Origin of the sequence: Pseudidiomarina halophila (assembly GCF_003987215.1) — a bacterium.
In the GTDB taxonomy this organism is placed as follows: Bacteria; Pseudomonadota; Gammaproteobacteria; order Enterobacterales; family Alteromonadaceae; genus Pseudidiomarina; species Pseudidiomarina halophila.
Window position 1 is genome coordinate 767,060 of record NZ_PIPW01000001.1, and the last position, 24,044, is coordinate 791,103.

The following is a 24,044-nucleotide window of genomic DNA, read 5'->3' on the forward strand; positions in this document are numbered from 1 at the left end:
GTGAACCTCTTATTCACAATCTTCTGGAGTAAAGCGCAAAGTAAACAGATTTAGTTCGTTCTGATCTAAATAACGGAACTCAACAAAATCAGCCTCTTCCCGATAGAATTTTAATGCCTCGCCCGTACAATACTCGCGCAGCATAGCGGGCCTGACCTGCTGTTCAAAATCATTTTCATCATGCACGAAGCGATCCACACGAATCAGTGTGTAGTAGAAACGCATACCATAATTTGCTACTTCAGCGCGATCAAAACGCGTTTGTTGATCGAGCATACGCGGTAAGTCACGGTTTAGCTTACCGGAAAGTTCCAGCAACTCCTGATAGAGTTTACTGCGTTGTTTCGAACCGTCCCGTTGCGCGGTGCTGTGCCATAGCCAACTTGCCAGACTACCGATAATTAATACGATAATTGCTGCAACCAGACTCTTTTTAAACGTTGCTGACATAAACTTTTACCCTTTAAAGCACGTAGCACTCAATGAAGTTGAGATTTCCACTTACAAACATTCATGTATGTATGTATAATTACGGCCATCTATACAAGCTCACTAAGCTTTACGCAAAAATTCAAAAAATGAGGTAGTCATTACATGCGTCAACGTACCCTATCACCACTGGCCATTGCAGTCTTTAGCAGCGCGATGCTGATTGCCGGTTGCAGTGATGCTGAACAGTCTGACCCGCAACAACAACAGCAACAGCAGACCGTCGGCGTGGTCACGCTTGAGACCCAATCTCTTGATTTAACAACAACGCTACCTGGCCGTGCCACTGCGTATCGTAGCGCAGAAGTTCGCCCGCAAGTAAGTGGTATTTTGGAACAACAACTGTTTACAGAAGGCAGCGACGTTGAAGCGGGCCAGTCACTCTATCGCATTGACCCGGCAATTTATAAAGCCGACCTGGCTGCAGCAGAAGCTGCGGTAGCGCAAGCGCAAGCCACTTTGAGTGCAGCAACCGCACGGTTCAAGCGGTTTCAGGACTTACTGGCTGACAACGCTATCAGTCAGCAGGAATTTGACGAAGCTGAAGCCGCCTACCTGGAAGCGCAGGCGCAACTCAAAGTTGCTGAAGCACAGCAACAACGTGCCGCTGTGAACCTTGAATACACAGCAGTTAAAGCTCCGATTAGTGGACGCATTGGACGCTCGGTCCTCACCGAGGGCGCACTAGTGAGCGTCGGTCAAAGCTTGCCATTAACCACCATTCACCAGCTGGACCCGATTTATGTTGATATTCAGCAAAGCAGCGAAGCGTACCTGGAGATGCAGGAAGCTATTGCCGCGGGTCGTATTCGGGTTGATGAGAATAATCAGGCAAAGGTAAAACTTTATGCCAACAACGGTACTGAAGCGATCGCCGAGGGCAAATTACTATTTAATGAGGTGACGGTCGACCCGTCGACCAGTTCGATTGCACTGCGTGCCCAGTTTGATAATCCACAACGCCGCATTCTGCCGGGTATGTTTGTCAACGCGGAGATCGCCACCGGTACTCTTACCGATGCCCTGCTCGCCCCGCAGACTGGCGTGTCCCGCGATCCGCGCGGGCGGGCTGTGGTGTTGCTGGTCACATCTGAAGGTAAAGTTGAGCAACGTTACATCGAGGTAACCGAGACGTCCGGCAGTCACTGGATTGTTCGGTCAGGACTTGAAGCGGGCGATAAAATCATTGTCGAGGGCCTGCAAAAGGTCCAACCCGGAGCGACAGTACAAACGGAAGAAGTGAAATAAGATATGGCTAAGTTTTTCATCGATCGTCCGATCTTCGCCTGGGTTATTGCCATTATTATTATGCTCGCTGGTAGCTTGGCGATAACGCAATTGCCAGTAGAGCAGTACCCACAGATTGCGCCACCATCGGTGCAGATCAATGCCACCTACCCGGGTGCGACTGCGGAAACACTGGAAGAAAGTGTTACTCAGATTATTGAGCAGAACCTTAATGGTATTGATAATTTGCAGTACTTCTCGTCGACCAGCGATTCAGCGGGCAATACCAGCATTACACTGACCTTTGCCGCCGGAACGGATCCCGATATAGCTCAGGTACAGGTGCAGAATAAAATACAGCTGGTGGTGCCATTATTGCCTCAGGCCGTGCAGGATCAGGGGATTATCGTCGCGAAATCCAATGATTCCTTTCTGATGGTTCTGGCATTAGTATCTGATAACCCGGAATTCAATCAAATCGATCTGGGCGACTATATTGCCAGCAATATTCAAGATCCCATTGCGCGTACACCGGGCGTTGGTAATGTGCAATTGTTCGGCTCTCCCTATGCCATGCGTATTTGGTTGGACCCACAAAAATTAACCCGATTTAGCCTGACCACTGAAGACGTTGTGTTAGCTTTACGCGAACAGAACAACCAGGTGGCTGCGGGTCGACTGGGGGGTACGCCAGCCGTTGAAGGGCAGCGCCTGACCGCGTCTATTATCGCGCAAACTCGACTCGAAAGCGTCGAGCAGTTCGAAGAAATCCTGCTGCGGGTAAACAACGATGGCTCAGCTGTGACCGTCGGTGACGTTGCTCATGTTGAGCTAGGGGGAGAAAATTACGGCACTATTGCCCGCTACAACCGTCAGGCAGCCTCAGGCATTGCCATCAATCTGGCGACGGGCGCTAATGCCCTAGATACTGCAGCAGCGGTGAAAGAAACTGTGGCTGAGCTGGAGCAATTCTTTCCTCCTGGTGTTGAACTCGTTATACCCTATGACACTACTCCTTTCGTCGAGATTTCCATTACTGAAGTGGTTAAGATCCTCTTTGAGGCTGTAGTTCTGGTATTCCTGCTGATGTTCATTTTTCTGCAGAACTTACGCGCTACGTTGATACCGGCACTTGCGATTCCAGTGGTATTGCTGGGTACCTTCGGCATTATGTCGGCGTTCGGTTTCACCATAAATACCCTGACCATGTTTGGTATCGTACTGGCGATAGGTTTGCTGGTTGATGACGCCATCGTGGTGGTCGAAAACGTCGAACGGCTGATGAGCGAAGAAAAACTCTCGCCCCGCAAAGCCACGATAAAATCGATGAAACAGATTACCGGGGCGCTGATCGCTATCGGCCTGGTCATGGCCGCGGTGTTTGTTCCTATGGCGTTCTTCGGTGGCTCAACCGGAGCAGTTTACCGGCAGTTTTCCATTACCATTATCTCGGCGATGGCACTGTCAGTCATGGTGGCAATTATCTTCAGCCCTGCTCTGTGCGCGACCATTCTCAAACCTGTTGATCATGAAAAACAGAATAAAGGGATCCTCGGCGCCTTTAACCGCGGTCTGAATCGACTGATCGAGCGTTATACCGATTCGGTACAAAGCATTATTAAGCGCAGTGTCCGTTTCATTTTCATTTACCTGGCGCTGGTCGTTGTGCTTGGCATTATGTTTGTGCGCATGCCAAGCTCCTTTATTCCTGACGAAGATCGTGGTGTATTTTTAACTCAGATGCAGTTACCAGCAGGTGCAACCCAGGAACAGTCATTTGAAACCATGCGCAAAATCGAGGATTACTACCTTGATCAAGCGGAAGGTATACGCTCGGTATTCTCCGTTGTTGGCTTCAGCTTTAGTGGCCAGGGACAGAATTCGGGTCTGGCGTTTGTACGCATGACGCCCTGGTCCGAGCGTACTACACCGGAATTACAGATAGATGCCATCATTGGTCGCGCTATGGGTCATTTGAGTCAAATCCGGGAAGCCATGATCTTTGCGTTTAATCTGCCTTCCATCCCTGCTCTTGGCAATGCAACAGGGTTTAATTTGTACCTGCAGGATCGCGGCGGGCTGGGTCATGAGGCGTTATTGGAAGCACGCAATGAATTGCTCGGGATGGCAGCACAACAGGAAGAGTTGACTGGCGTCCGACCCAATGGCCTGGAAGATACCTCACAATTTCGCATCGATGTAGATTTCCAAAAGGCCAAAGCACTGGGTCTGTCTATCAGCTCGATCAATGCCACACTTAGTTCGGCCTTTGGTTCGACCTACGTTAATGACTTTATTGATCGCGGCCGGGTGAAACAGGTTTATATTCAGGGTAAGGCTGAAAGTCGTATGGATCCTGAGGACCTTAAGCAATGGTACGTGCGCAACGATGAAGGCGAAATGGTTCCTTTCTCAGCCTTTGCCTCATCAAGCTGGACCTTTGGCCCACAACGACTGGAGCGTTATAACGGTGTGCCGGCCATGAATATTCAGGGGCAAGCAGCCGAGGGATACGCATCAGGTGCTGCCATGATGACCATGGAACGTCTTATCAGCCAACTGCCTGACGGTATCGGCTTTGAGTGGACCGGTATTTCACTTGAAGAAAGAAAGTCCGGTGATCAGGCGCCGTTGCTCTATGCCTTATCGCTCCTGATCGTGTTTCTCTGTTTAGCAGCATTGTACGAGAGTTGGTCGATTCCATTTGCGGTAATGCTGGTGGTGCCGCTCGGCATCCTGGGTGCAGTTATTGCTGCGACCATGCGTGGACTGGAGAATGACGTCTACTTCCAGGTAGGTCTGTTAACCACCGTCGGTGTGTCGTCCCGTAATGCCATCCTGATCGTTGAGTTTGCCAAAGATCTGCAGGCTCAGGGTAAGGAGTTGCTTGACGCGACACTCGAAGCCGTGCGTCTGCGGCTGCGTCCTATTCTGATGACCTCATTGGCATTTACCTTTGGTGTGCTGCCCCTGGCGTTATCAACCGGAGCTGGTGCGGTCAGCCGACAAGCCATAGGTACAGGTGTTATTGGCGGAATGCTGGGCGGAACCATTCTTGCGATCTTCTTCGTCCCACTCCTGTTCTATATTGTTCGGCGCACTTTCCCGCCGAAGGAGCGTGAAGAAGACTAGTTGCTGCAACCACTGTCATGCTATGGTTATCTCATGTTTACCGGGGTAGCCATAGCTTATGATTTATCGATACTTCATTCTTTGTCTTGCTGCCGGCGCCCTGCTTATTGGCATCCAGGCGCCCAATTTACTGACCCAGTATAAACAACGCCTCGCTGCACAATACGCAGAGGCCATGGTCTATTACCGCCAGTATCAGGCTATCGCCGATAAATATTATGATGGCGAGATAAGTGGTCTGATCGAGGATCATGAAGCGAGCCAACAACCGGCCTTTCAGGCCGAAGCTGCAATTATTCGCAATCTGGTGCAGCGCGTGCAAACCTTCGAACAGCAACAACGCTATTTCCAGACGGATTATCCACGCCAGCTATGGGCTTTAGCCTGGCGACATGATGAAGAATTAATGACTGGCACGCTGGAGCATTACAGTTTCAATGTGCCGCTAAATCAACAAGCCATAGCGACTGGGGCATTATTTGCGTTGGCGCTGGTGGTGCTGTTCGACACCTGCGGGGCGGCTTGCAAAGGGATGTGGCGGCGGCGCCGCCGGCATCGTTATACTAGTCGTCGTTCTTAACCGAATACTCGCCGTCAATGACTGAGCTGTCATTCTGGTTGTCCCGTTGTTCGCGCTGACGTTCATGGCGTTCGCGCGCGTCCCGCTGAGCCTGTTGTGCGGCTTTGTTAAATTGCCACATTTGCTTGATTTGACGCCGCTTCCGCCACAGTACCGGTAACAGTAGGATCCAACCGACCAATAGGAAGATAAGACCCAACCCCAGTGCTACCAGCAACATGATACCCAGCAGTAACCAACTCAACACCACCATAAAAGGATTGGCACCGGGTTGCGGTGTCATCTTGTTTTTCCATTGGCGAATATAAATCATCATAATAACGGACTACTCACTATTTCTGCTTCCTACTAGTTACTATTGAGGCGAGCAGCCAAAATTACAAGGTTCGGGCACGTTTATCCTGTAACAATTTAAGAATAATACTGGTCAAATTGACGATATTGAAAATCGTCCCAGACACACTACCAACAATGATCGCATAAATAAGCCCTAATGACTCCGCTAACAAAAACCAACGGCGGATCCGTTCGGGATCATTCAGTTTTATCGAGCCAACGGTGAAAATAATCGACGAGGTATAGGCGATCCAGATGGACCAGTGGCTCGGTTCAGTCGAAAAGGTAACAGCTACACCACTGGTCGAAAACTGTAGCGAAGCAATAGGAAACAGCCATTCTATAAAAAGAAAGACAATATTAAGGGCAACAAACCCCCACAGTACCCATGGCCCCTGCCAACGCAGTGCAATGAAGTTTCGCAGTACCGCGATACCGGTAACGATACCCCCTGCTATTGCATCCAGCATGAAGAAATGGATCGATAATGCGCCCAGTGCCAGAGCCGAAACGATGCGATAACGATCTGCAGTCGGTTGCCGGTAGGCAATAAAGTTAGTTATTAGCGCCATGAACCCAAAGAGTTCAGCTACAGAAATAAAGCTCAATTTCTAATCCCTTCTAAGCAAAAAAACGGCGGCCACCTTTGCAAGTCGCCGCCGTTTAACGCAATGAACTTAGCCGTTACTGGCGTTCTTCTGCAGTTGCGTCACGAATTGCACGGAACTCGTTACCTTCGTACCAGTTTGGCCAGGCTTCGGAGTTTGCTAACTCGTTACCAATCCAATAGTACAACCAGAGATCTTGTTGCACGCCGCGTAAATCCCACTCCGGATCATATTCATCCGCCGGTTTATGGTAAGCAACCTGTACGTATTCAGCGCGCTTTTCTTTACCGTATTCAACGCCAAATTCGACGTGATCATTACCGCCTTTTGCGTACAGCATGGGTACACCGCGTTTGGCCAGATTGAAATGATCTGAACGGTAAAATGAGCCGGCTTCAGGCGTAGGCTCAGGCGCAACATAACGATCCTGCTGCTCAACATAGCGAGCTAAATATTCTTCCAGCTCCGAGTTGCCATAGCCTACCACCACCATATCTTTCATCGGGCCGTAAACGTTTAGTACGTCCATGTTGATACCTGCAACAGCTTTACTTAGCGGTAGCATCGGATTGTTGGCATACCAGTTCGAACCAAGCAAGCCCCGCTCCTCTGCGGTAACCAACACGAACACCACAGAACGCTCGGGCTGTGGCTGACTGGCAAAGAACTCAGCCAGAGCCATAACTCCTGCTGTGCCGCTTGCGTTATCCTGAGCACCATTGTAAATCTGGTCATCACTGGTAATTGGATTCATGCCAAGATGATCCCAGTGCGCCATATAAATAATGTGCTCTTCAGGTCGTTCGCTGCCTTCGATGAAACCAATCAAGTTTGGTGAGCTGAGGTATTCAAAATCCGATTTCACGGTGATTGACATCGCCGTATTCAATGCTACCGGGGCAAAGTCTGGCTGTTGCGCTTGTTCTCGCATCTCCTCATAGGAAGACCCGACACGGGCAAACAATTTATCTGCTGCCTCCTGCGTGATCCAACCCTCAATTTGGGTGCGATCCATATTTTTATTGTCACGCGCTAAATCGAATCGAACCGGAGAACCACCAGCGATGACGCCCCAGCCATAGCCTGCCGGACCCGTCTCGTGAATAACGATAATTCCTGCAGCACCCTGACGGGCGGCTTCTTCAAATTTGTAGGTCCAACGACCGTAATAGGTCATTGCACGGCCATTGAAGACCTCTTCGTCACCTGAGTCGTAGCCTGGGTCATTGACCAGAACAACTACTGTCTTACCTTCGACATCAAGCCCCTGATAATCATCCCAACCAAACTCAGGTGCGACAATGCCGTAACCGGCGAATACCATCTCGCTGCCTTCAAGGCTAACTTCTTCCTGCACACGCGGTGACCAGGCCATCATATCCTGTTTATAAGAAAAAGCGCCCAGATCGCTGTCACTGAAGTTCATTTCAGACACGCTGTATGGTGTCATTTTCACTAATGGAACTTCCTGACGGTAACTATTGGCTTCCCCATCGTAGGGCTTTAAGCCCCAATTGCGGAATTTGTTTTCAATAAATGCGACGGTCAGTTCTTCACCTTTGCTCGCTGGCGCCCGTCCTTCAAACTCGTCAGAGCTTAAAGTTGCGAGATACTCACGATAGTTTTCGTTGAAACTATAAGGGTCGACTTCCATTTGTGGATGCATCGACGTTTCGGGTTCACTTGCGGGCGAGCATGCGACAATAAGCAAGCTGGCAGCAAGCACCGAGAATTTTCTCATCGGTCGTTCTCCTGTTTTTCGCATTGTTGTAATTGAGTTCCTTGCTGGATACCCTGTTCGGCAAAATATCCAGCGGGCATTTCAAGTGCGCCCCAATAACTCACACCGGGACGATAAGCTGGGCAATTACGCGGATTAACGCTTGTACACGGGCGCATCGTAAAGGTTTTTACGACCTTTAATGATTTGTCGAGATAAGCGATATCTAGTGGGATTTTAGTGTTAAACATCCAAAAGCCAGAATAGCCTGGTCGTTCCTGATCGTAGACAAACCACATACCCTGGTGTTCGGCCAGACTTTCACGGTGCATTAAGCCACGCTCACGTTTGGCGAAAGTATCGGCGATCTCGACAGTCATGGCTGGCTGTCCAGTTGCACCACAAAGCTTCACCACTTCATACTGACACACTGCGTCTTTATCGGTGGAACATTCCCCTTGCGCCAACGCCCGTGGTGAGACACTAAATAAAGCTGCAATGAGGCCGGCGAAAATGAAAGTTCGAATAAGCACGATCAGCAACCTTTTAAAACAAAACGGATATCAAGTATGGCCTGATTCGCAGGGAAAAAAAAGCCCCTTTCCGGGGCTTTAACGTACAAAGTAAAAAGATGCTATTCAATTAGCATTGATGCATGTTCAATCTATTAACTAATTTGCTTCGGAAATAGTTACATCAGTCACAGCTTCTTCGCCATCGACGTTCACGTTTACAGTTCCGTTGAAAGTTATATCATCATTAGCTTCTGGATCGTCTTCAGTTTGACAACTCCAGGCCGCAGTATAATCTCCAACAGCAACATAGCCGATAGAGAAATCGTATACCGAGACACCATCAAAATAAACCGCTGCAACAGCATAGGGCTCATTTGTTTCTGATCCACCCACATCTGCCAAAGTAGAGATATCCAAATCGCTTCCCTGGTACAAGTAAACAGCTGCCACAGGTTCTGTAACATCACCCGGAGCTACGGTACATGAATTTTGGATTAATAAAGCTTCTGCCACCGTACCTTCTATATGGCCAACCTCTAAATTATTAACTAAACGAACACCGCGAGGCTTTAAGAAATAGCCCGCCTGGCCGACAGGATTTACTAATGCCTGGCGTAAATCAAACTCCACCGTATAAGCTACGTTACCGCCGGCATCTAGGGTTAAGCTGTCAAACTTAAGTTCATTTGAAGGTACGCTTAACGGGATCTGCTCTTCGCCAACCTGGACATATGACCCTTGGGCCATAATTAAGCGTAATTGACCGTAAGTTCCAGCTTGAACCTCAGCGCCAGAAATCAACGCAGCAGAGTCTGAGCCCGTGTAACTCATTAAATCAACACCAAAGGTGTTAGGCACAACATCGCCATCGCCGTCTTTACATACATCGTTCGCTGCGACAGTATTGCCGGACTCACCCACTAAGAATGTTAATGGTTCTCCACCATTACCGACCAGCTCGACAGCACTAAAGCAAGCGATAACTGCATCGGCACTATCCACTGGAGCATCACTAACAGAGAGTGAAAATTGTGTTGGTTGATCATCTTCACTGGAACCACCGCAAGCTGCCAGAGATAAAAGCGCGGATCCCACCAAAATGTGGCGTAAACTATAGATGTGTTTCATCTTTCTGACCCTCATATTTGTTACAAATTAACGTTGACTACAAGTATGATCGATAGCCCTTGGTTTACAAGTCGCTTTACCCTTAACTTACAGTTTGGTTAAGTTTCTGATTACATGTGCGTTATCAACAAACGCAACAAAGTTAGCCTAAATTGATTAAATGCCCGCAGAAGCTTAAAGTAATCAATTAAAATATACATCAAGAACTCATGAAGGTACCACCAGAATGGCAGAGCAAGGGCCAGGTGCTCAATTAGCGGACCAGTGTCTGGTCAATCAACTTAAACGCGTGACAGCTATTGGCGGCGGCCACGGCTTAGGCCGCGTATTAGCGAGCTTGCAATTTCTGCAAAGCCGCCTGGTAGGTATAGTTGCGACCACCGACAACGGCGGTGCCAGCGGCTTGCTGCGCCGATCACATCAGACCATTGCCTGGGGCGATATTCGCAACTGTTTGTCACAATTAGTTGAACAGCCGCTGGCCGCTGACGTACTTAACTATCGCTTTACTGATGACCCTACCCTTGCCGGGCATAACTTCGGCAACCTGCTTCTGCATACCCTTAACCAACTGAGTGCGCGCCCCCTGGACGGCATTCAGCTGCTTAGCCGTCTGCTCAACGTCAACACCCGACTGTTACCTATGTCGGAGTCACCGGTCGATCTGGTGGCCGATACTCAGGAAGGACTGGAATGCTTTGGCGAACTGCTGGTCGACCAACTTCATCATATGCCGCAAATCCTGCGCTTGTCGGCACCGGTTACAGCAACCCCTGAAGCGTTACGTCAACTGCGCCGCAGTGATCTGATTATTATTGGTCCCGGCAGTTTTCTGACCTCGATCATGCCGCCGTTGTTGGTGGACAAAATTGTGGAAACCATCGCTTCTAGCAAGGCACCTGTCATATTTATTGATAATCTGCTACCTGAGTATAGTCCAGCGGGTGAATTGCCGTTGAGTCAGCGCTTAGACTGGTTAACGTCAACCATCGGGCATGACATTATTGATCTGGTGATCACCAATAATGCCGACGCAGGACTGACGACACCGCATATCAACAGTATTAAAGCGGCCGCGGATGCTCCGCAGCGACATGATAAAGAAAGTTTACGCAACGCGCTGAACCTTGCTCTAAAGCAACTCAACGCTGCCCGACCCCCAAACTAAGGGAATCAACAATGAAAAAAACCTTAATCGCCGCCTTGTTCGCCGTCGCCGGTCTTGGCACGGTGCAGGCTGATACCAACTCGCTCGGTCTTGACACGGATTACCGTTCAGCGACACCGAGTGTCGAAAGCGTCCTGGGTTATCCCATCGGCTCACGTATCTCCAGTCCTGCTGCAATGTACGACTATTTTAATGCGCTGCAACAAGCCCATCCTGACCAGGTTAAGCTTTTCAATTATGGCGAAACCTGGGAAGGCCGCCCGCTTTACTATGTAGCGATTTCCAGCCCAGAAAACGTAGCAACTCTGGGTGATTTTAAAGAAGGGATGCAGGCCCTGGCTAACCCGCAGAGAACCAGCGCAGATGAAGCTCAGCGCCTTATTAATGAGCTGCCCGCCAGCATCTGGCTGTCCTACGGTGTTCATGGTAATGAAATTTCTTCACCCGAGGCAGCAATGCTGACCGCCTGGCACCTCCTGGCAGCAGATGATCAAGCCACGCAGGACATGCTGGCTAACACCGTCGTGTTTATTGACCCTATTCAAAACCCTGATGGCCGCAGCCGCTTTGTCAGTCGCTATTATATGAACACAGGAATGGAACATAGTGCCGACAGAATTTCCGTTGAGCATAACGAGCCATGGCCAAACGGACGTAGCAATCACTACTTATTTGACCTGAATCGGGACTGGATCGCTCTCACCCAACCAGAAGTTTCCGGACAAGTTGAAGAGTTGCTGGAAACCTACCCACTGATTTTTGTTGACTTGCATGAGATGGGCGGTGATCAAACCTATTATTTTACCCCTGAAGCACGCCCCTACAACCCGCTTATTGCCAAAAGTCAACGCGAGTCCCTGTGGACTATCGGGGAAAATAACGGACGCTGGTTTGATGAACAGGGTTTCGATTACTTCACCCGTGAGATTTTTGACGCCTTCTACCCCGGTTATGGTGCCAGCTGGCCGCTTTATCACGGCACACTTGCCATGACCTACGAAATGGCATCTGCACGTGGCCATAAATTCCGCACCGAAGATGGCGAAATTCTTACCTACGGTGACGGTGTTCAGCGTCACTTTATTGCCTCTCTTGCGACCATCGAAACTGCCAGTAATGAGCGTAAACGCTTATTGCAGGACTTTTGGAACTACCGGAATCAAGCTATCGAAGAAGGCAAAGAAAGCGATGAGCGTTATATCGTCATCGATAGCAAACAAGATCCTGCTGCTAGCAAGCGTCTGGCTGGATTATTAACTCAACATGGCGTACAGGTACAACAAAGCGCAGAAAGTTTCGAAGCTTGTGGCGTTGACCTAAGCGCTGGCAGTTACGTAATCGATACCGCGCAACCTGCTCATTTCATGGTCAGAACTCTGCTTGATGAACAAGTTAATATGGCACCTGACTTTCTTGCTGAGCAAGAGCGTTTACGCAGCAACAACCTGCCTGACCAAATCTACGACGTGACCGCCTGGTCACTGCCACTGATGTTTAACCTGGAACAACAACGCTGTGCGCGCCTGCCGCGGGTAGAGCTGAGTCAGGTTTCCGGTGAACTGATTGCACCTGGTGAACTGACGAATCCTGATGCCGAGGTTGCTTTTGTCGCAGCCTGGGGTGATATGAACTCAGGTCGTTTACTTACTGCAGCTTTACGTGATGGCCTGTCGGTAAAACAAAGCGATTTAGCCTTCACGTTTAAAGATGGCACCCGCTATCCAGCCGGCTCACTTATCTTCACCCGTGCGGATAACCCTGATGATTTAAGTTCACGTCTTGCTGAACTGGCAATAGCCTCGGGCGCCAAGGTCCACGGTGTCGATACCAGCTGGATTGTCGACGGTCCGAACTTCGGTTCAAACAATGTCCAACAAGTGCATGCACCACGTATCGCATTGGCCTGGGATGAACCTTTTAGCAGCCTCAATGCCGGCCACACGCGTTACCTGATCGAACGTAAGTTCGGTTATCCGGTCACCGCGATACGTGCAGACCAGTTGCGCCAGGCGAACCTCAGTCGTTACCAGGTGCTGATTTTACCTACCAGTTACGGTTCACTGACCGAGGCCTTCGGTGAGCAGGGTCAGAAAAACCTGACTCAGTGGGTCGAACGCGGTGGTGTATTGATTACGTTTGCCAATGCAACCAAGTGGGCTGTGGAAGCTGACTTATTGGCGAGTGCCTTAGAAAAAGAGGCGAAGACAAACGACATCGAAACGCCTACGGAGAAACGTGTAGAGGGTTTACTGCTAAACAGCGCCGAGCATTTGCATCAATACGTTAATGCAGCGGATGCCGACCCGTACTGGACCTCTGGTGTACTCACCAAGCTGGATGTCGATCAGGAGCACTGGTTAACCGCGGGGGTACCGGATTCTGTTATCAGCCTCACCGTGGGAAATCAGATCTTCCGACCGCTAACTATTAATAACGGCCGCAACCTGATGACCTACGCTGCAGCCGATGAATTAGCGGTGAGCGGCTATCTGTGGGCGGAAAACAAGCAACAGCTTGCGTATAAACCTTACCTGATGTGGCAGCCACGCGGCCGCGGTATGGTTATCAGCTTCACTCAGGAACCGACCTACCGTGCCTACCTGGACGGTCTTAACGTGGCCTTGATGAACGCCATTTTCGGCGGTGCATCGCACGCCCGGCCACTGCGCTAATCCAGGCATCTGGATAGCCAGTTCGGCAACAAAAAAGCCCGCAATCGCGGGCTTTTTCTTTATTCGCAAATCGTTTTTTTATTCGGTATCGGCACTGATTCGTGAGGCCACTGCACCACGTTGATCTTTGTACTTAGCATCTTGCCGCTTACTGTAAGGGCGTCCACAGGGCTGATCAAGCTGCTCAAAACTCAACGCACCAATTTTCATATGTGGGCGCAACGCAAGCGGTAACTTGCCGCTGTTAAAAAATTCCAATACCACCTGGCCTGACCAACCCGGATCAATGCGGTGAGCGGTCACATGCACCATCAAGCCTAAACGCGCAAGTGACGAGCGGCCGTCGAGCCAACCCACCATATCTGCCGGCAGCGTGACACTTTCATGGGTAACAGCAAGTGCAAATTCGCCGGGATGGATAAAGAACGCCTGCTCCGGCTGTAAAATAATCGCATCGCTCATGACCTGAGCAATCGCGCGTTCAATGTCCTCGCGGGGCCCACTGATGTCGATAAACGGTGCAGCATGGTCCTGCAGCACCCGAAATTCATTACCAAGATGTATATCCACGGTAACGCCGCTGATATCTGCGCTTAATGGACGCGGCTCAATGCCGATGGTACCGGCATCCAGGTAGTTTTCGATTTGTTCATCAGTTAAGCGCATGTTCTGTCTCCATAAAAATGTAGGTTCACTATACCGGTTTTTTTGCTTGCTGATACAGTTGTGCTGCTACCGCTGTGGCCATCTCTCTGATGGCTGCATTGAGCGGATGCTGCGGCTCTGCTGTTAACAACGGCTGACCTTGATCAAGCGCTTGTCGGATTGGGCTCGCAAGTGGCAACTGAGCAAGCAGCGGTACCTGATGTGATTCAGCGGTTTTACGGCCGCCATGCTGACCAAAAATGGCTTCTTCGTGACCGCACGCAGGACAATGGTAATGGCTCATGTTTTCAATCAAACCGGTTAATGGAATGCCGACTTTACGGAACATGGCGATGCCCTTCTCGGCATCCGCTAAGGCAACGTTCTGCGGTGTGGTGACCACCACCGCCCCTGTGACCGGCAACTTCTGCGCGATGGTAAGCTGGATATCACCCGTGCCTGGGGGTAAGTCGACAATCAAATAGTCCAACCGTGGCCAGGCGGTGTCGCGAAATAGCTGCTGCAGGGCCGCACTGGCCATAGGACCGCGCCAAATTGCAGCATCTTTACTGTCGGCAAGAAAACCCAGTGAACTAACGTAAACACCATGGCGCAGGTGCGGTTGCATTTTATTCTGGTCGTTGATTTGTTGCTTTTCATCAGCGCCGCCCAACATGGTCGGCAGTGACGGGCCGTAGATGTCGGCATCAAGTAAACCGACGCTGGCACCATTTTCTGCCAGGGCTACTGCCAACTGGACGGCTACCGATGATTTACCCACGCCACCTTTACCTGATGAAATCACGATGACATTGCCATAAATTAACGGCAGCTCAGGTTGCGAATTGGGTAACTTTTCCACCTGACAGTCAAGCTGCCATTGATAGTGACCTAGTTGTGCATCCTGCTGCAGCTTCTCGAGTACCTGAGGCCCGGCTGAAAAGGGTAAGCTCAGACGGGCTTGTTGCCCTTGCCTGGAAAACCACGCCGCGGGTAACGGCCCTTCGTAGCCAGGGATACGGAATTGTTGCAACTGCTCGCGCTCTGCAGCAGTGAATGTCTCATCGTTTTCCGGCGCTGATTTTTTTCCGAGCCATTTACCCAACATTCGATTCTCCAATTCTAGCGTTAACGCCGCATGATACGGTGACTGTATGTGGATTGCCAGTGCTGTTTCAGGTACACTTCGAGCTTTCAGAAACTCGTAAGTTATTGGACGAAATACATGACCACAGCAACGCGTAAGATTCTTGTCACGAATGCGCTGCCGTATGCAAATGGACCAATTCATATCGGTCACATGCTCGGCTACATACAAGCTGATATTTGGGTGCGTTTTCAAAAAATGCGTGGCCACGAGTGCCATTACATGTGTGCTGACGACGCGCACGGCACCCCTATTATGCTGAAAGCACAGCAACTAGGCATTGAGCCAGAACAAATGATTGCCGAGATGAATCGCGCCCATCAGGCGGATTTCGCCGATTTTCATGTTGCTTTTGATCATTATTATTCGACCCACAGCCCGGAAAATAAAGAGCTGGCTGAGCTTATTTATACCCGTTTACGCGATGCGGGCCATATAAAAACCAAAACCATATCTCAATTGTTTGATCCGCAAAAAGAAATGTTCCTGCCTGATCGCTTCGTTAAAGGCGATTGCCCGAAATGTGGCGCAGCGGATCAGTATGGCGATAACTGCGACGTCTGCGGTGCAACCTACGCCCCGACGGAGTTAAAGAACCCTGTTTCTGCGGTTTCGGGGGCTACACCAGAGTTACGTGACTCAGAACATTACTTCTTCGATTTGCCCGCTTTTGAAGCGATGTTGAAGGCATGGACGCGCTCAGGATCCTTGCAGGAAGAAATGGCCAACAAACTAAACGAATGGTTTGAGTCAGGGCTGCAACGCTGGGACATCAGCCGCGATGCGCCCTACTTTGGCTTTGAGATCCCTGATGCTCCGGGCAAGTACTTTTATGTCTGGCTCGACGCGCCTATTGGTTACATGAGCAGCTTTAAACACTACTGCACCACAACGGGTAACGCCGATTTCGAGAGTTACTGGGAAAAGGACAGCACTGCCGAGCTGTACCACTTTATCGGCAAGGACATCATTTATTTCCATAGCCTGTTCTGGCCAGCCATGTTGAACGGCGCTGATTTCCGCCAGCCAACCAATGTCTGGGCCCATGGTTTTATCACCGTGAACGGCACCAAGATGTCGAAATCAAAAGGCACTTTTATTATGGCGCGCACCTATCTGGATCATCTTGATCCCGATTACCTGCGCTATTATTTCGCCGCCAAGCTGACCAGCAGAATTGACGACCTCGATTTGAATCTGACTGATTTCACCCAACGGGTGAACAGCGATTTGGTCGGTAAAGTGGTGAATATTGCCAGTCGCTGCGCTGGCTTTATTCAGAAAAAATTTGATGGCAAGCTCGCGGCCAACATCAACGAAACCGCCCTGTTAGATGAGTTTCAGGCAGCGGCGGCGACCATCGCAGAATCTTACGAGAAACGTGAGTTTTCGCGGGCAATGCGCGACATCATGGCGCTTGCTGATAAGGCCAATTTTTATATTGCTGAAGAAGAGCCATGGCAGCTGATCAAAGATCCTGCTAAAGCAGAGCGGGTGCATGAAATTTGCTCCATCGGCATTAATTTATTCCGTCTGCTGATGATTTATCTGACCCCAGTGGTTCCTGAACTGGCGCAACGTGTGCAGGCTTTCCTGAACGAAGAGTTTAACTGGGACAGTCACCGCAATATTCTTAAAGACCATCAGATTCAGCCGTTTAAGGCATTGCTACAACGCATTGATATGGAGCATGTAGAGAAAATGATTGACGCATCAAAAGCAGCTAATACTGCGGCAGCGCCTGCCCCGGCGAGCAATGATGAATTAAAAAATGACCCGCTTAGTGAAGAGATTAATTTTGACGACTTCGCCAAAGTTGACTTGCGGGTGGCACTGATCGCCAACGCTGAACACGTTGAAGGCGCTGACAAATTATTGAAGCTTACCCTCGACCTCGGTGGCGAAACACGCCAGGTGTTTGCCGGTATAAAATCAGCCTATGATCCAGCGACTTTGATCGGCCAGCACACGGTGATGGTGGCAAATCTGGCGCCACGGAAAATGCGCTTTGGTTTGTCTGAAGGCATGGTTCTGGCGGCCGGTCCTGGTGGTGAAGAGCTCTATATTCTGAATCCTCACGAAGGTGCCAAGCCTGGCATGCGGGTCAAATAGTAAATGACTGCTACCGTTCATTTAAAACCACAAAAGTGTAAATCGTTGCGCCGCTTGCATCCATGGGTGTTCAGCGGTGCGATTGCCAGAGTCAAAGGCGACCCGCAGCTTGGCGACACGGTCAGTGTGCATAGTGCCGAAGGCGACTGGCTTGGCGCTGGTGCCTGGTCACCGCACTCGCAAATCCGTGTGCGGATCTGGAGTTTTCAGGCGAACGAAATCATCAATGAAGACTTTTTTAAGCAACGCATTGGCGCAGCCAAAGCCTTACGCGAAGGCTTAGCTATTAATAGTGACGCCTGGCGTGTGGTCGCCGCTGAAGCCGATGAGCTTCCCGGCGTTACCATCGACAAATACGGTGACTGGTTGGTCTGCCAACTGTTAAGTGCCGGCGCAGACAGCTGGCGCGAGGCCATTGTTGCCGCCCTGCGCGAACATTTCCCTGAATGCAGCATCTACGAGCGTTCCGACGTCGACGTCCGCAAAAAGGAGGGGCTGCCCCTTGTGGATAAGTTGCTGTACAGCGCTAGTAGCGAGGGTCCGCCGGACATCGTTTGGATCCATGAAAATGGACTCGAACTTGGCGTTGATCTGAAGCAAGGTCATAAGACCGGCTATTATCTGGATCAACGTGACAGCCGTCACGCGGTGATGCGCTATGCTGCGGGCAAACGGGTCCTTAATGCCTTTAGCTACACCGGCGGGTTTGGCTTATTTGCCGCCCAGGCTGGCGCCCGTGAGGTAGTGAATCTTGATGTCTCGGCACCCGCCCTGGCGCAAGCCGAAGCAAATCATACCCGTAATGGTTTTGACGCGGCACTGCTGGACAACCAGCAACAAGACGTGTTCCAGGCGTTACGCGATTTTCATCATCGTGGAGAACGCTTCGATGTGATCGTGCTCGACCCGCCTAAGTTTGTCGACAGTAAAGCAAACTTAATCAGTGCCTGTCGGGGTTACAAAGACATTAACCGCATGGCGTGTAAGATATTAAATCCGGGTGGTACGCTTATCACCTTCTCCTGTTCGGGCTTGCTCAGTGCTGAATTATTTCAAAAAGTGGTTGCCGATGCTGCACTGGATGCCAAACGTCCGCTGCACATTATCGAACGACTGTTTCAGGGTGCCGATCACCCGGTACGGACAAATTTCCCGGAGTCTCTGTATCTTAAAGGGCTGGTACTGCGCGGTTGAGTTGACTAATATGAGGCTAAGCTTTTGAGTCACAAGAGGTAACTTATGACAGATACAACAATTTTCGACAAAATCATCAATCGGGAGATCCCCGCAGATGTGGTTTACGAAGATGACATCAGCCTGGCGTTCAAAGATGTTAACCCACAGGCACCGGTGCATTTACTGATTATCCCAAAAAAACGAATTGCAACGGTGAATGATATTGCCGAAGACGAACGTGAGCTGGTTGGCCATTTATTCGTGGTAGCGCGAAAAATCGCGGTGCAGCACGGCTTTGCCAAAGACGGTTATCGCCTGGTCATGAACTGTAATGAAGACGGCGGTCAATCGGTGTATCACATCCACTTGCACCTGCTCGCAGGAAAAACTCTCGGTTGGCCGCCCTACGCCAACGCTGAGCCCAAACAAGGCTAGCTCTCTATGCCCGCAGAGTTATGGTGGCGACTAGGATGTTTTGTCGGGGTACTTGCCACCATGCTGCTGTGGGAACGCCTGAAGCCAAAACGCCAACCGCAATTACCAGCTAAGCGCCGCTGGCCAGCGAATCTCGGTATCGTCGCCGTCAATACCATCGTCGTCCGACTTTTGATCCCCGCTGGCGCAATTGGCGCTGCGTTGTGGTCAACTGAGGCTGACTTCGGTCTGATGCACTATTTTGACTGGCCCCTGGCGTTAACTGTGGTAATTGGATTTCTGCTACTCGATTGTGCGATTTACTGGCAGCACCGCATCTTCCATCAAATCCCTATACTCTGGCGCATTCACCGCATGCACCACGCCGACACCGACTTTGATACCACCACTGGATTACGCTTCCATCCACTGGAAATCGTCCTGAGTATGCTGATTAAAATTGGTATTGTCGTGCTCTTTGGCATACCTGCCATTGCGGTGCTGATCTTTGAGATATTGCTAAACGCGACCTCCTTGTTCAACCACGGTAACGTAGCATTGCCAAGCCGCTGGGAATGGCCGGTGCGCCGTTTAATTGTGACCCAGGAAATGCACCGCATTCATCATAGTCAGCTGCCCGCTGAAACCAACAGTAATTACAGCTTTAATCTTTCGGTCTGGGATCGGATCTTCCGCTCTTACACTGCCCGCCCGCAAGCTGGCTCCGATGGCATCAAGATCGGCCTTAAAGAGTATCCGGCTTTGCCGCAAAGCACCAAACTCAGCTACCTTTTGGCAATTCCCTTTCGACAACCGGAGGCAACTGACGCAACGTCTGAAAACCAAGATAAAGACGAGTCAACGCCGTAAGCCAACACAGCCCTGCGAAGATTAAACCGGTAACGGGAAAGGCTGCCGGCCACAAACAGAAAACGACAAATGCCAGAATAGTTTCAAAACCTTCGGTTATGCCACCCATGTAATGCAACGACTTGTTGGGATAGTTAGGGTTGACGATGCCATGCTTGCCAGCCAGTACCGCAAACGCAAGAAACGTTGCGGCTGTGCCCATAAAACTAAACATCAGTAAACCAGCTACCACACCAAAAGTACCGGGATCCGCCAGTAAAAATCCAAATGGCACGGAACTGTAGAAGATAAAATCCATGACGCTATCGAGATAGCCCCCGGCATCAGTAGGCTGGGTATGCCGTGCAATCGCCCCATCAAGACCATCAGAAAGCCGATTTAGTAAAATACAGAGTAACGCCAGGTCGTAACGTTGCCAGGCGAGCGCCGGCAGTGCGCCAAGTCCGATAATAAACCCCACGATAGTGACGGTATTCGCTCCGACTCCCAGCCGCACCAAAGGCTTAGCTACGCCATCAAGCACAGGCCGTAGCCGGCGGTATAAAATTGCATCAATCATTCGGAAACTCCTTCTGGCCAGCTCACATGCTGGTCCACATACGTCAGATCATCTGCCTGGTGACTCACAATAATACTGCTTATCCCGCGTTGTTTGAGGAAAGCGAACGTCCAATCCCGAACCTGTTGACGGCGTTGGCTATCAAGCGCATTAAAAGGCTCATCCAGCAGCACCAAAGCAGGTTCGGCAAGTACCGTACGCAGCAATCCTATACGTGCCCGCTGACCGCCACTGAGCTGCCCTGGCAGGCGATCAATAAAATCGGCCATACCTAACAGCGCTAGTTGGGATGCAATCATCTGGTTCTGCTCAGCACGACTGACGTTTTTCTTTTGCAGGGCAAAGGCTAAGTTCTTGCGGACGCTGTAGTGCGGAAACAACGGATTATCCTGCAGCAAGATACCTATATTACGGTCCTCGATGGCAAGCTTACTTATCTCTCGATCCCGTACATAAAATTCACCAGTCAGCTTTACGTGCCCCACCGCTTCGCCTAATAAACAGCGTAACCAACTCGATTTACCGCAACCGCTCGGCCCCATGACTCCAGCGCTCTGCCCTTTTGCTAAAATGATATCGGGTAATGCCAGGGTGGTTCCGCTCTCCTGCCAGTGCAACAGCTGCTCACGAAAACAGATTTCAGGTGATTCAGAACTCATCGTAACACTCTCTTTTTACGGGTGATCTGGGTTAGCATGAGCGCGCTGAAGGCAATCAGCCATAACAAAGTGGCATAGAGTGCCGGTAACTGCCATTCGCCACCACTGCTTACCGCAACCAGTTCAGTGGTCAAGGTCGGTAGACGTCCGGCACTTAGCAGCAAGGTCGGTACATACTGCGCCACACTAACTAAAAAGGTCACCATGAAGCAATGCGCCAGGGCACTATGCAATAAAGGGCGTTTAAACCACCACCAACTGTGCCAGTACCGGTAACCCAAACTGCGGCCCACAGATAAATGTATCTGCGTTACCGCGCGCTCAGCCGGCGCATAAACCAGATAGCCATAGGCAAATGAAAACCAAACATGCGCAACAAGAACGCTGATATAGGTTGATGACATGAATGTTGACCAATCACTGGCGAGCCAGGCCACCACCAAACTGAGCTGTGGCACAAATAACGCCAGCAGCAGCCAGGCATCAGCAAGCTCATAACTACGGTAGCGCTGCCACTCGCGCAGCCAGACAATCATTAAGGTCGCCAGTGTTGCGGTTGCCAGCGCAAGACCAAGGGTGGTTGTTGCAAGGGTAAGCGCGTCACCGCTGCGCTCAAGCCAATGCTCAAAGTTCCAGACTTGCGGTAAAACCTGCGGATAGAACCAACCACGCCCCAGACTAAGAGCGACTAAAGCGACTAAAGCCATACAGCTAACCACCACGAAAATCCCCCGCGCAGTGAAGCTGAACCAGTGGGTTGCAGCGGCAGCTATGCGGGTGACAGCTGGCTTGACCCGGCTCCCGATGCGCCATCCGATCAGTTTCGTTAAGCTGCGTTCCAGCAAGTAAAAAGCAACCACCATGACCACGCCGAAAGCAATAAGTAGCCAGGTCCCCTGTGCGGCAAGACTTTGACTTACGGCATCGAACTGCAACTGCCAACTGACAATCAGGGGTGCCAGTAAGGGTGGATTCAATGGTCCGGCAACCTGCGCTAAATCCACCACCGCGACACTGTAAATTGCCACAGCAAAGAGGATCAACCGCATCGCCCGTAACCACGCCGGAAATACCACTAACCACCAGCTTCGGTCCGGCGCAGTGCCCAGCGCCTGACCTTGCAGTAGCCATTGCCGATAAGGTAACTGGCCCAGTTGCTGACGACCCATCACCACTAAAAACGGCGTTTCTTTAATGACCAGAATAGTGATCAGGGTGACCAATGACTGCTGTTCAAACCAGGGCAACGAAAACGGCAGTAAGCGATCAAACCAGCCATACGGCGTAAACAGCCATAAGAAGGCAATGGCAAAAGCCAGATGCGGTGCCGCAAAGGTTATTCCTACGTCATTTCTGGCCGGATTCAGCGCAACCGCATCACGGGCCATGATCAACGAGGCACAGGCCAACGCCAGCAAGCTGCTCAGCAGACCGACCAACAGTGTTTTACCGACAACGGTTGCGATTCCCGGGTAGTCCCAGAAGCCAGTACCAGTTAAAGGCAGTGCCATCGGCAAACCCTGTCCCGCGAACCACCAGGGCGCAAGTAATGCGCCCCCAGTCAGTACCAGGCCCAGAACCCACATCGCTTGCCGAATCATCGCTGGTACCTCTGCAGCCATGCTTGCTCAAGCACAGCTGTCCATTGCACATGAGGCTCAGGATGACTGGGGAAAAGTGTTACATCTGTTGTCGCTGTGGATGGCTTGATAACCATAGGATCGCCCCAGCCATCAAGAGCAGCTTTGCGTTGCTGAGCCTTTTCACTAAGCAGAAAGTTTATAACCTTCAAGGCAGCAGGATGTTGGGCACTGGCCCGTGGAATAGCAAGGTAATGAAAATTGGTTAACGCGGTAGTACCCAGGCTCACTGCTCGTGCTGCCGGCGTCAGCCTTAACTGTTGTTGCAGTGCAGGGATCTCGTTGGGATTGAAGGTTACAGCGTTATCTAAAGTGCCGTGATTTAACCATTGGCGTTGTTGTGCGGCAGACCCCGGAAACTCCCGTCCCTGACGCCACAGATGTGGATGTAACTGATCCAGGTAACGCCAGAGTGGTGCCAACACCTGTTCGATCGACACTGTCTTCGGATCCCGTTGCAGTAACTGCGGCTGGTCGACTAATTCATAGGCTAAAGCTTTTAGCCAGCTGGTACCGTGGAAGGACGGCGGTTTTGGATACGACAAGCGACCCGGAAAATTTTTTGCGAGCTGCAAAAATTGTTTGGTCGTAAGCATACTGTCAGCGCCGATGTCCGTTAGCAATGCATCGCGGACTACCAACTGAAATTGAGCTATGCCCCAGGGTAATTCCTGCCCATCGACAGCAACCCCAAAGTCAGTCTGCCAATTGAGGTCATCACGGAGTAAGCTGGTATTAGGTACCTTCGCGGGCAATCCGGTAAGCAACTTGTCAGCTTCTTTTAATACCTGAAAGTTTTCACCATTGATCCATAACAGATCGATTTTGCTGGCTGCCGGCGTCCGTTCGGCCAGCAGTAACGCGACCGCCTCGCCAATATCAGCAACTTTCACATGCTGTAAGCGAATCCCCTCTTCAGCCGCCAGCTGTTGCTGCACCCAGCGCAGGTAGGCATTTACCGATTCCGAACCGCCCCAGGCGTAAAAATAGACCACCTCCTGCTCTGGAGCTTCCGACTCCGGCGCTGCAGCACTGGCTGATACCGTCAACGGCAGACCACACAGCACGAGTCCGAGCAACAACCTAGACAATGCCGCTTTGCTGAACAACCAGCAGTTAAGGGGCGACTCCTTGAGTAGCAACGTAAGTGACAACGTAAATGACAACGTAAAGTTCCGTAACTGAATGGTGTGCCAATAGTTATGTATTTGCCGTACGTTGATCTAGAGTATAGTGATCTGCGTAAT

21 protein-coding genes are annotated in these 24,044 nt (G+C 50.7%); 9 read left to right on the forward strand and 12 right to left on the reverse strand.

Annotation, left to right across the window (positions count from 1 at the left end; translation table 11 throughout):
- Positions 1-9 precede the first annotated feature (9 nt).
- Positions 10-450, reverse strand: a complete 441-nt coding sequence (locus CWI69_RS03685; protein WP_126761985.1) for a hypothetical protein — start codon at positions 448-450, stop codon at positions 10-12.
- Positions 451-594: 144 nt separating this feature from the next.
- Here CWI69_RS03685 and CWI69_RS03690 point away from each other — a divergent pair, with 144 nt between their 5' ends.
- Genes CWI69_RS03690 through CWI69_RS03700 form a run of 3 tightly spaced genes read left to right on the forward strand, consistent with a single transcriptional unit; the run spans position 595 to position 5,428 of the window.
- Positions 595-1,737 carry an efflux RND transporter periplasmic adaptor subunit gene (locus CWI69_RS03690; protein ID WP_126761987.1) on the forward strand — a complete coding sequence of 381 codons (1,143 nt, stop codon included), beginning with the start codon at positions 595-597 and terminating at the stop codon, positions 1,735-1,737.
- A gap of 3 nt (positions 1,738-1,740) precedes the next feature.
- The gene (locus CWI69_RS03695) at positions 1,741-4,848 is read left to right on the forward strand and encodes an efflux RND transporter permease subunit (protein ID WP_126761989.1); all 3,108 of its coding nucleotides are present in this window, start codon (positions 1,741-1,743) and stop codon (positions 4,846-4,848) included.
- Positions 4,849-4,906: 58 nt separating this feature from the next.
- Positions 4,907-5,428 (forward strand): DUF2937 family protein, encoded by a 522-nt coding sequence (locus CWI69_RS03700; protein ID WP_126761991.1) that lies wholly within the window; start codon positions 4,907-4,909, stop codon positions 5,426-5,428.
- Here the strand turns inward: CWI69_RS03700 and CWI69_RS03705 are convergent.
- The 5 genes from CWI69_RS03705 to CWI69_RS03725 all read right to left on the reverse strand — a co-directional run bounded on the left by CWI69_RS03705 (position 5,412) and on the right by CWI69_RS03725 (position 9,735).
- Complete coding sequence (locus CWI69_RS03705) at positions 5,412-5,711, reverse strand: LapA family protein (protein ID WP_126761993.1); 300 nt, start codon at positions 5,709-5,711, stop codon at positions 5,412-5,414. The two genes, CWI69_RS03700 and CWI69_RS03705, sit on opposite strands and share 17 nt — an antisense overlap.
- 94 nt (positions 5,712-5,805) lie before the next feature.
- Positions 5,806-6,372, reverse strand: coding sequence for a YgjV family protein (locus tag CWI69_RS03710; protein ID WP_275070077.1), 567 nt, complete (start codon positions 6,370-6,372; stop codon positions 5,806-5,808).
- Positions 6,373-6,448: 76 nt separating this feature from the next.
- Complete coding sequence (locus CWI69_RS03715; protein WP_126761995.1) at positions 6,449-8,113, reverse strand: M28 family metallopeptidase; 1,665 nt, start codon at positions 8,111-8,113, stop codon at positions 6,449-6,451.
- Complete coding sequence (locus tag CWI69_RS03720; RefSeq protein ID WP_126761997.1) at positions 8,110-8,625, reverse strand: DUF192 domain-containing protein; 516 nt, start codon at positions 8,623-8,625, stop codon at positions 8,110-8,112. The genes CWI69_RS03715 and CWI69_RS03720 overlap by 4 nt, the downstream gene beginning before the upstream one ends.
- Before the next feature lie 138 nt (positions 8,626-8,763).
- Positions 8,764-9,735 (reverse strand): DUF4382 domain-containing protein, encoded by a 972-nt coding sequence (locus tag CWI69_RS03725; protein ID WP_126761999.1) that lies wholly within the window; start codon positions 9,733-9,735, stop codon positions 8,764-8,766.
- A gap of 226 nt (positions 9,736-9,961) precedes the next feature.
- Between CWI69_RS03725 and CWI69_RS03730 the strand changes: the two genes are divergently transcribed.
- Together CWI69_RS03730 and CWI69_RS03735 are read left to right on the forward strand one after the other, a co-directional pair.
- The gene (locus CWI69_RS03730; protein WP_126762001.1) at positions 9,962-10,903 is read left to right on the forward strand and encodes a gluconeogenesis factor YvcK family protein; all 942 of its coding nucleotides are present in this window, start codon (positions 9,962-9,964) and stop codon (positions 10,901-10,903) included.
- An 11-nt stretch (positions 10,904-10,914) separates the two neighbouring features.
- Entirely contained in the window at positions 10,915-13,575 is a 2,661-nt protein-coding gene (locus CWI69_RS03735; RefSeq protein WP_126762003.1) for a M14 family metallopeptidase, read from the forward strand.
- Positions 13,576-13,653: 78 nt separating this feature from the next.
- Here the strand turns inward: CWI69_RS03735 and dcd are convergent, their stop codons facing one another.
- Positions 13,654-14,241 (reverse strand): dCTP deaminase, encoded by a 588-nt coding sequence (gene dcd, locus CWI69_RS03740; protein WP_126762005.1) that lies wholly within the window; start codon positions 14,239-14,241, stop codon positions 13,654-13,656.
- A gap of 28 nt (positions 14,242-14,269) precedes the next feature.
- Complete coding sequence (gene apbC / locus CWI69_RS03745; RefSeq protein ID WP_126762007.1) at positions 14,270-15,328, reverse strand: iron-sulfur cluster carrier protein ApbC; 1,059 nt, start codon at positions 15,326-15,328, stop codon at positions 14,270-14,272.
- 117 nt (positions 15,329-15,445) lie between these two features.
- On the opposite strand from apbC, the gene metG reads away from it, so the two are divergent.
- Genes metG through CWI69_RS03765 form a run of 4 tightly spaced genes read left to right on the forward strand, consistent with a single transcriptional unit; the run spans position 15,446 to position 19,939 of the window.
- Positions 15,446-17,479, forward strand: coding sequence for a methionine--tRNA ligase (metG, locus tag CWI69_RS03750; RefSeq protein ID WP_126762009.1), 2,034 nt, complete (start codon positions 15,446-15,448; stop codon positions 17,477-17,479).
- A 3-nt stretch (positions 17,480-17,482) separates the two neighbouring features.
- Complete coding sequence (locus CWI69_RS03755) at positions 17,483-18,673, forward strand: class I SAM-dependent rRNA methyltransferase (RefSeq protein ID WP_126762010.1); 1,191 nt, start codon at positions 17,483-17,485, stop codon at positions 18,671-18,673.
- 45 nt (positions 18,674-18,718) lie between these two features.
- Entirely contained in the window at positions 18,719-19,090 is a 372-nt protein-coding gene (locus CWI69_RS03760; protein WP_126762012.1) for a histidine triad nucleotide-binding protein, read from the forward strand.
- A 6-nt stretch (positions 19,091-19,096) separates the two neighbouring features.
- Entirely contained in the window at positions 19,097-19,939 is an 843-nt protein-coding gene (locus tag CWI69_RS03765; protein ID WP_126762014.1) for a sterol desaturase family protein, read from the forward strand.
- On the opposite strand, the gene CWI69_RS03770 is transcribed toward CWI69_RS03765, so the two are convergent.
- From CWI69_RS03770 to CWI69_RS03785, 4 genes are read right to left on the reverse strand one after another with little or no spacing between them, the layout of a single operon-like run.
- Positions 19,851-20,498: a CDP-alcohol phosphatidyltransferase family protein gene (locus tag CWI69_RS03770; protein WP_126762016.1), complete on the reverse strand. Its 648-nt coding sequence runs from the start codon at positions 20,496-20,498 to the stop codon at positions 19,851-19,853. The genes CWI69_RS03765 and CWI69_RS03770 overlap by 89 nt on opposite strands.
- The gene (locus CWI69_RS03775; protein ID WP_126762018.1) at positions 20,495-21,157 is read right to left on the reverse strand and encodes an ATP-binding cassette domain-containing protein; all 663 of its coding nucleotides are present in this window, start codon (positions 21,155-21,157) and stop codon (positions 20,495-20,497) included. Before CWI69_RS03775 ends, CWI69_RS03770 begins: the two co-directional genes overlap by 4 nt.
- A complete protein-coding gene (locus CWI69_RS03780) occupies positions 21,154-22,779 on the reverse strand; it encodes an ABC transporter permease family protein (RefSeq protein ID WP_126762020.1) in 1,626 nt (541 codons plus the stop codon). The genes CWI69_RS03775 and CWI69_RS03780 overlap by 4 nt, the downstream gene beginning before the upstream one ends.
- Positions 22,755-23,963: an ABC transporter substrate-binding protein gene (locus tag CWI69_RS03785; RefSeq protein WP_157984234.1), complete on the reverse strand. Its 1,209-nt coding sequence runs from the start codon at positions 23,961-23,963 to the stop codon at positions 22,755-22,757. The genes CWI69_RS03780 and CWI69_RS03785 overlap by 25 nt, the downstream gene beginning before the upstream one ends.
- Positions 23,964-24,044 lie beyond the last annotated feature (81 nt).

What these genes read in the sequence shown, in the direction of transcription:
- CWI69_RS03685 (WP_126761985.1), bottom strand. Translation starts at nt 450, where the DNA reads ATGTCAGCAACGTTTAAAAAGAGTCTGGTTGCAGCAATTATCGTATTA.
- CWI69_RS03690 (WP_126761987.1), top strand. Translation starts at nt 595, where the DNA reads ATGCGTCAACGTACCCTATCACCACTGGCCATTGCAGTCTTTAGCAGC.
- CWI69_RS03695 (WP_126761989.1), top strand. Translation starts at nt 1,741, where the DNA reads ATGGCTAAGTTTTTCATCGATCGTCCGATCTTCGCCTGGGTTATTGCC.
- CWI69_RS03700 (WP_126761991.1), top strand. Translation starts at nt 4,907, where the DNA reads ATGATTTATCGATACTTCATTCTTTGTCTTGCTGCCGGCGCCCTGCTT.
- CWI69_RS03705 (WP_126761993.1), bottom strand. Translation starts at nt 5,711, where the DNA reads ATGACACCGCAACCCGGTGCCAATCCTTTTATGGTGGTGTTGAGTTGG.
- CWI69_RS03715 (WP_126761995.1), bottom strand. Translation starts at nt 8,113, where the DNA reads ATGAGAAAATTCTCGGTGCTTGCTGCCAGCTTGCTTATTGTCGCATGC.
- CWI69_RS03725 (WP_126761999.1), bottom strand. Translation starts at nt 9,735, where the DNA reads ATGAAACACATCTATAGTTTACGCCACATTTTGGTGGGATCCGCGCTT.
- CWI69_RS03730 (WP_126762001.1), top strand. Translation starts at nt 9,962, where the DNA reads ATGGCAGAGCAAGGGCCAGGTGCTCAATTAGCGGACCAGTGTCTGGTC.
- CWI69_RS03735 (WP_126762003.1), top strand. Translation starts at nt 10,915, where the DNA reads ATGAAAAAAACCTTAATCGCCGCCTTGTTCGCCGTCGCCGGTCTTGGC.
- dcd (WP_126762005.1), bottom strand. Translation starts at nt 14,241, where the DNA reads ATGCGCTTAACTGATGAACAAATCGAAAACTACCTGGATGCCGGTACC.
- apbC (WP_126762007.1), bottom strand. Translation starts at nt 15,328, where the DNA reads ATGTTGGGTAAATGGCTCGGAAAAAAATCAGCGCCGGAAAACGATGAG.
- metG (WP_126762009.1), top strand. Translation starts at nt 15,446, where the DNA reads ATGACCACAGCAACGCGTAAGATTCTTGTCACGAATGCGCTGCCGTAT.
- CWI69_RS03755 (WP_126762010.1), top strand. Translation starts at nt 17,483, where the DNA reads ATGACTGCTACCGTTCATTTAAAACCACAAAAGTGTAAATCGTTGCGC.
- CWI69_RS03760 (WP_126762012.1), top strand. Translation starts at nt 18,719, where the DNA reads ATGACAGATACAACAATTTTCGACAAAATCATCAATCGGGAGATCCCC.
- CWI69_RS03765 (WP_126762014.1), top strand. Translation starts at nt 19,097, where the DNA reads ATGCCCGCAGAGTTATGGTGGCGACTAGGATGTTTTGTCGGGGTACTT.
- CWI69_RS03770 (WP_126762016.1), bottom strand. Translation starts at nt 20,498, where the DNA reads ATGATTGATGCAATTTTATACCGCCGGCTACGGCCTGTGCTTGATGGC.
- CWI69_RS03775 (WP_126762018.1), bottom strand. Translation starts at nt 21,157, where the DNA reads ATGAGTTCTGAATCACCTGAAATCTGTTTTCGTGAGCAGCTGTTGCAC.
- CWI69_RS03780 (WP_126762020.1), bottom strand. Translation starts at nt 22,779, where the DNA reads ATGGCTGCAGAGGTACCAGCGATGATTCGGCAAGCGATGTGGGTTCTG.